The organism is Pseudomonas baetica, assembly GCF_051216495.1.
Lineage (GTDB): Bacteria > Pseudomonadota > Gammaproteobacteria > Pseudomonadales > Pseudomonadaceae > Aquipseudomonas > Aquipseudomonas baetica_B.
The window spans coordinates 1-6915 of record NZ_JBPKAM010000186.1 but is presented as its reverse complement, the minus strand read 5'-3'; the positions used below and the strand labels follow the sequence as shown (position 1 = coordinate 6915).

Here is a 6915-nt window from a genome sequence, read left to right as displayed (position 1 = left end):
TTGGTTTTTTGGTTTTCGCGAGGTGCTCTGCGGGGGAGGGGTTTTTCCCCGCGGTTTGTTGTGGTGCAGGCAAAACCGAGGGGGGGGAGCGAGCCTGCTCGCGAAGAGGCCATTACATCCAGCACATAAATCCCGCCCATCGCCAACCTCCCCTGCCGTTAGGTACGATGGTCCTATCTACCCCTGAGGTCTGCGCCCCATGTTCATCGGCATCCTGCTGGTCATCACCTGGGTGATCCTGTTGCTGCGCTATCCGGCCAAGGCCTTGCCGGTTTCCCTGGCGGCCGCCGTCGGCCTGGGCATCGTCGCCACCTGGGTGGTCTGGATGGACCACCGCGAGCTCAAGCAACTGCAGCGCCTGGAGTTGCGCATCAGCTACGCGCCGCACCAGTGCCCTGCCGACCGTCCGCTGAAACTCACCATGAAGAACGGCAACGATGTGCCGCTGACCGAACTGCGCTGGCGCGTGGCTGCCTATGCGCCGGGGGACACGGTCAACCTGGCCGACAATCAATACACCGCCCCACGCTACCGTGGCCCCGGTGAATTGCAGGCCGGCGACAACTGGGAAGACTGCTTGCCGCTACCGCCCCTGCGCCCCGGCTACCGTCCGGAAACTTTGGAGTTCCGCGCCGAGCGTTTGCAGGGTAGCTTCTCCGACTGAATCCCTCTTCCATTCTTTTGCACAAGGACCGCGCCATGCCCGTTGCGTTGATTACCGGTTGTTCCAGTGGCATCGGCCGCGCCCTGGCCGATGCGTTCAAGGTTGCCGGCTATAAAGTCTGGGCCAGTGCCCGTAAACCTGAAGATGTGGCGATGCTGGCCGCCTCCGGCTTCACCGCCGTGCAACTGGACGTCAACGACGCCCAGGCGCTTGAGCAGTTGAACGAACGCATCAACCGGCAACACGGCGGCCTCGACGTGCTGATCAACAATGCAGGCTACGGCGCAATGGGCCCATTGCTCGATGGCGGCGTACAGGCGATGCAGCGCCAGTTCGAAACCAATGTGTTCGCCATCGTTGGCGTCACCCGCGCCTTGTTTCCTGTGTTGCGCCGGGCCAAGGGGATCGTGGTGAACATTGGCAGCGTTTCGGGGGTGCTGGTCACGCCGTTCGCCGGCGCCTATTGCGCATCCAAGGCCGCGGTGCATGCCTTGAGCGATGCCTTGCGCATGGAACTGGCGCCGTTTGGCGTGCGGGTCATGGAAGTGCAGCCCGGAGCGATTGCCTCCAGCTTTGCCAAGAATGCCGGCCATGAAGCCGAGCAGCTGATCAGTGAACAATCGCCGTGGTTTCCACTGCGTGAAGGCATTCGCGCACGGGCCAAGGCGTCCCAGGACAACCCGACCCCGGCCAGCGAATTTGCCGCCGGATTGCTCAAGGCCGTCCAGCAGAGCAAACCGCCGCGGCTGATTCGCCTGGGCAATGGCAGCCGGGCGTTGCCGTTGATGGCCGGGCTGTTACCCAAGGGCTTGCTCGAGTCCGCATTGATGAGGCGGTTCGGGTTGCGTGGGCAACTTTGAGACCGCGCGGACAAACCTGTAGGAGCCACAGAATTTCAGGAACCATCATGACCGACTACACCGACTACTTCGACGAAGTGATCCAGGCTCACATCCGCATCGAAAAATGGCTGGCCGAGGAACAGGACGAGGCAGAACTGGAACACCTGCTGAGCCGCTTCTCACCGCAGTTTTCCATGGTCTCACCCTTAGGCCGGGTATTGGATTTCGACGCACTGAACGAGCTGTTCACGCTCGCCGGTGGCAAGAAACTCGGCTTTCGCATCGAGCTCAGCGAGTTACGTGGCCTGGCGTTGCACGACGACGGCGCGACCGTGAGTTATCGCGAACAACAAACTGATGCCACCGGCCTGCACTCGGACCGCCGCTCGACCGTGGTGTTCGAGAAGGTGGACGGCAAGATCCTTTGGCGGCATTTGCAGGAGACGTTTTGCTGAGTACAACGACGATCAACTGTAGGAGCGAGCTCTGCTCGCGATGGACGTCAACGATAACGCGTGCATTCAGTAAGCAAGCGTCGCCCTCTGGTTTTTCGCGAGCAGGCTCGCTCCTACAATGGGAATGCGTTGCAAATGTGACAGCGGGCCTGCTCGCTAAGAAGACGACCCGGTCTACCGGTTATGTACTAACTACGAATTTATCTGCAACAAATACAATAACTACTCTGCTAAAAAACAGAAGCCATGCCACCATAAGTCCGGCATTGAAAAATACAGCAACAAAATCCTTCAAGCACTGTAAGAAAACTCGACAACGGTGCAGTGAATAATCCTATTCGCAGTTAAAACGTTGCCAATCCCCGTTCGCAAACTAAAATCCACGCCCTTGGTTGAATGCCCTACCAAACCGAGCGTATCAACCTTGCATTATTTGGACATACCTTAGTGAGATCAAATTTTGAAAAACCGCCACCCACTTCCACTCGCAATAATATTTTCACTTTTCAGCTTCACCTTAAACCTTACTCACGCCGACGATACAAACTCAAGTAAACCCGCTTCAAAAAATGAAGTAAAAAAAATACTGCCAACACCTGCCCTCAGCCAATACTGCAACCCAAACTTAGACAGTGATATTTTATTCGGAATTGGATACAAACTATTCACTCAAGACAATTATCCCGAAGCAAAAAGCTGCTTTATCCAAGCTGCACCAAATTACGATAGAGCGTTTTGCTATCTTGCGATGATAGCTCAACATGGTGATGAGCCGAATGAGATAAAAAGAAATACCGAAACTCTCAACTACACTAGGCTTGCCGCATCTAAAAATGATTGGTGTGCAGAATACAAAATGTATGAATACTACAAATATGGGATAAACGGTTTACAACCAGACAAAGGATTTGCACTTTACTGGTTGAAACGTTCAGCGACGCATGGGTATCCCGAAGCACAAAAACTGTTAAAAACTTATTACTTCAAACAAGGAGAACTCCCTCTAAGTTACGCCTGGTCTAGAATTATTGGCCAAGAAGCTGACGAAACCATTGAAAGCGATTTCAAGAGTATGACAGGGGACGAGATCAATGAAGGAAAAAAACATCTAAAAACACTAAGCAAATCTGTCACATCAAAGCAAACACTAAAAAATGAAGCACTAAAAGAAAACATTGCCTTTCTGTCAGCAGAAATCCATATAAACCATCCTGAGACTTTCAAAGAAACCACTTACTCAGAACGCTACGAATACATTAAAAAAACAGTAGACGAAGTCACAAAAAAATCAAAGCTCAAATCAAAAAACGATATATTTAGCTTTATCGTTGTCGCAAGACATGCACTAAAGTCAAAAAACGAGGAGAATATCATAAACAATAAAGAAGTAATGGACATCTTAGAGAACCGTGAATTCACCACCTCGGAAAAAATCGAAAAGTCTCTCAGCATTATAAACAAACCGCAGAACCAACCAAAAAACAGCTAAGCACAAACATTATTCATCGAATACACACATATGCCCTCTGCTTCTACGGCTACATCGTTTTACCCAGCCGTAGAAGCACAACACTTTCGACGATAAGCGTAAGACTATTCTCTACTGCTATTTTTAACCACCACCGTGCAAGTAATCCCCGCCGCCAGCAGCACGCCCTCCGGCACTTCATCAATGTGAATCCGCACCGGCACCCGCTGTGCCAGGCGCACCCAGTTGAAGGTCGGGTTCACGTCGGCGATCAGCTCGCGGCTTTCCGGGTTGTCGCGGTCGTAAATGCCACGCGAGATGCTTTCCACATGCCCCTTGAGCACTTCGCCGCTCATCAGTTGCATATCGGCCTTATCGCCTACCTTCACATGGGGCAGTTTGGTTTCTTCGAAGAAGCCGTAGACCCAGAACGAGTTCATGTCGACCACGGCCATTTTCGCTTCGCCGATGCGTGCGTAGTCGCCGCGATGAACATTGAGGTTGGTCACGTAGCCATCCACTGCCGCCCGGACTTCAGTGCGCTTGAGGTTCAGTTCCGCGGCTTCCAGTTGCGCCTGGGCCTGTTGATAGTCAGCCAGGGCCGAGTCGGCGATGTTGCTGGCGTCGTCGCGGTTTTCCTTGGAGATCACCAGATTGTCCAGGTCGGCACGGCGATGGGCGTTGACCTTGCGCATCTCCCAGGTTGCCTTGCGCGATGCCACCAGCGACTGCGCCTGCTTCACCGCGAGGCGGTAGTGCTCGGGATCGATCTGCATCAGCAGGTCGCCCTTCTTCACCAGCTGGTTGTCACGCACCGGCACGTTCACCACTTCGCCGGTCACGTCGGCGGCAACATTGATGATATCGGCGCGCACCCGACCGTCACGGGTCCATGGGGTTTGCATGTAGTGCACCCAGAGGGTCCGGCCGATCCATATCGCCAGGGCCAGAACCAGCAGGGTCGCAAGCAGGCTGAAAAACTTTTTCATCAAGACGCTCTCAACGGTAGACAGTCAGCGCCATGGCGCCGAACAGACAGATAAACAAACTCAGGCGCAGCAACGCCGGGTGCCAGAAGAAGCGGTACAGGTCGAACCCGGAGAGGAACCGATCCAGCCCCCAGGCAAGCGCGGCGGCGATCAAAAACATCAACGTCATGGTCGGCATGTACACGCCGTGGAAGGCGATTTCACGGGGCATGTGCAAGTCCTTGGAGCTTGGCAACTGGGGCGTAGTTGGACAGTGGCGATTGTGGATCCAGCAGCGAGGTGCGGATGAAGTGCAGGTAGCTCTTCACCCGGCGCAACGCCGAGGTGTCGAAGTGCGGGGCGAAAGGTTCGTCGGTGGCTTGCACGCGACTGATTGCGTGGTCGACAGCGATCAGTGCGCGCTCCAGATTGCTTTGGCCCGGTTGCAGAAACAGCCTCACCAACGCACGTCCCATCACGCGGATCGATTGACGCCATGGTTGGGATTCGGCGTAGGCCGGATGCACCGGCAGGATCGCCTGCTCCTTGCGCAACTCGATGATCGCGTGCCCGACTTCCAGTACCACAAACATCCAGCGCAACAAGTTGCGCTGGACTTGCGGTTGCCCGGCCGCGAAGCCGTAGGCCTGATGCACCAGGTCGCGGGTGCGGCTTTCGAAACTCGACGCCAGGCCCTTGAGCTTGCCACTGATGGCGTACACCACCTGGCCGCGCAGATCCTGCTCCAACCGTCGCCACAACCAGCGGCTGTTGGGCGGCAGGATGATTGCCCCCGCCGCCGCGCACACCAGCATGCCGATCACCATGGCGATGTAGTCGTTGATAAAGGTGTAGGGGTTATAGATGGTGAGGTTGTCCGGCACTGAACCGATGCTGAAGAAAATCAACAATCCCACTCCGACCCCGGCGTACTGCGGCCGAGATGCCAGGAACGCTCCGAGCACGAATACCGGTGCGAGCATCACGCACAACAAGGGGAAACCATCGATCCATGGGTAAATGAAAAACATCTCGGCGAAACCGATCAGCGCCCCGAGGAATGTGCCGCAGGCCATCTGGAACGCCATGCGTTTCGGGTTCGGCGTGGCGGCGGACAGACCCACGGTGGCGGCGGCCACCAGAGTCATGGTCGCCCCGCTCGGCCATGCGGTGGCCACCCAATAGCTACCCAGCACCAGCAGAATGAATGAAGCACGAATGCCCGATGCGGTAGCCGCCAGCCAGTTGGTTTGCGGGGTGAACGGTTCATCCCAATGCTCGCGTTCATGGCTGTGATCAGCCAGCGAGGCGTGGGTCTGTGCATAACTGTGCAAGTCATCGACGAAGCGATAGAGCAATTCGTACGCGGTGTGGAAATCCAGTAGCTCGGCATCGCTAGGAGCGTTCTCCTGGAAGACCGCCCGCAGGCTGCGCACCCGCGTAGGCAAACCCGCCTTGTAAGCCGTCAACGCCGTCACCAGCCGTGCCGCATCGGCGCTGGTCAAGGCGCGACCGCTGAAGCCGTCGAGCAATTCGGCGAGGTCCTGCAAGCCCGGCTTGATCGCCGTCTCAACATGATCGGCACCGTTGCTGCGCAGGCGCTCGAGCAACTGATGCAAGGCATTGAAGCGGGTGCTGATGCCCATGAACTCGCTGTTCAGGCGACTGAGCCGACCGTTGCGCCGGCGCATGTGCGGGTCTTCGAACACGGTGACGCTGCGCAGGCTCTCCAGGCCCACCGCTTCGGCGATGAAACGCACGTTGCCGGCTTCGAAGGCCTCCTGCTTACTGCGCCCGCGCAAGCCATCGGTGACGAACAGGGCGAACACACCGAAGCGCTGGTACAAGGCATTGCGCATGGCGGCACTGGCGGTTTGCGGCAGGATCGCGGCGCTGACCAGGGTCGAGCAGAGAATACCCAGGGAGATTTCCAATACCCGCCAAACCGCCGCCATAAACGCACTGTCGGGGTGCGCCAGTGCCGGCAAGCCAACCATTGCCGCGGTGTAGCCAGCGAGCACAAAACCATAGGCGCGGAAGTTGCGCGAGCGTGCGGCACCGGCCGAGCAGATACCCACCCAGATCGCCAGCGCGCCGAGGAACAGCTCGGTGTTCTGCGCGAACAACGCAATCAACGCCACCATCACCGCCGACCCGGCCAACGTGCCAAGGAAGCGATAGAAGCTCTTGGCGAACACCTGGCCGCTTTGCGGCTGCATGACGATGAACACCGTGATCATCGCCGTACGCGGTTGCGGCAACTCCAGGCGCATGGCCAGCCACAGCGTCAGGAACGCGGCGATCAGCACCTTGAAGATGTACACCCAGGTCACGCCATCGCTGCGCGCCCAGTCGAAGAAACCCCGGCGCCATTCGAGGGAATACAGCCAGCGCAGAGGGACGGGCAAAGGCGTCATGAAATCCTGCTCAAAAAATTAAGTCCGGCTCGGAACCTGTGGGAGCGAGCCTGCTCGCGAAGAGGGTGTATCAGTCAGCATTCTTGTTGCCTGATTCACCG

General features: G+C 56.8%; 7 protein-coding genes. 4 read left to right on the top strand and 3 right to left on the bottom strand.

Going from position 1 to position 6915, the window contains the following annotated elements; translation table 11 throughout:
• The first annotated feature begins 199 nt into the window (after positions 1-199).
• The 4 genes from ACSFE6_RS30605 (at position 200) to ACSFE6_RS30590 (ending at position 3450) form a co-directional block, all read left to right on the top strand.
• The gene (locus ACSFE6_RS30605; protein ID WP_435431110.1) at positions 200-664 is read left to right on the top strand and encodes a multidrug transporter; all 465 of its coding nucleotides are present in this window, start codon (positions 200-202) and stop codon (positions 662-664) included.
• A 35-nt stretch (positions 665-699) separates the two neighbouring features.
• On the top strand, positions 700-1524 hold the full coding sequence (locus tag ACSFE6_RS30600) for an SDR family oxidoreductase (protein WP_435431109.1): 825 nt from the start codon (positions 700-702) through the stop codon (positions 1522-1524).
• Between the two features lie 47 nt (positions 1525-1571).
• Complete coding sequence (locus ACSFE6_RS30595; RefSeq protein ID WP_435431108.1) at positions 1572-1961, top strand: DUF4440 domain-containing protein; 390 nt, start codon at positions 1572-1574, stop codon at positions 1959-1961.
• 460 nt (positions 1962-2421) lie between these two features.
• Positions 2422-3450, top strand: a complete 1029-nt coding sequence (locus ACSFE6_RS30590; RefSeq protein WP_435431107.1) for a hypothetical protein — start codon at positions 2422-2424, stop codon at positions 3448-3450.
• A 104-nt stretch (positions 3451-3554) separates the two neighbouring features.
• Here the strand turns inward: ACSFE6_RS30590 and ACSFE6_RS30585 are convergent, their stop codons facing one another.
• Genes ACSFE6_RS30585 through ACSFE6_RS30575 form a run of 3 tightly spaced genes read right to left on the bottom strand, consistent with a single transcriptional unit; the run spans position 3555 to position 6814 of the window.
• On the bottom strand, positions 3555-4418 hold the full coding sequence (locus ACSFE6_RS30585) for an efflux RND transporter periplasmic adaptor subunit (RefSeq protein ID WP_435431106.1): 864 nt from the start codon (positions 4416-4418) through the stop codon (positions 3555-3557).
• 10 nt (positions 4419-4428) lie between these two features.
• Complete coding sequence (locus ACSFE6_RS30580; protein ID WP_435431105.1) at positions 4429-4629, bottom strand: DUF1656 domain-containing protein; 201 nt, start codon at positions 4627-4629, stop codon at positions 4429-4431.
• The gene (locus tag ACSFE6_RS30575) at positions 4619-6814 is read right to left on the bottom strand and encodes an FUSC family protein (RefSeq protein WP_435431104.1); all 2196 of its coding nucleotides are present in this window, start codon (positions 6812-6814) and stop codon (positions 4619-4621) included. Before ACSFE6_RS30575 ends, ACSFE6_RS30580 begins: the two co-directional genes overlap by 11 nt.
• Positions 6815-6915 lie beyond the last annotated feature (101 nt).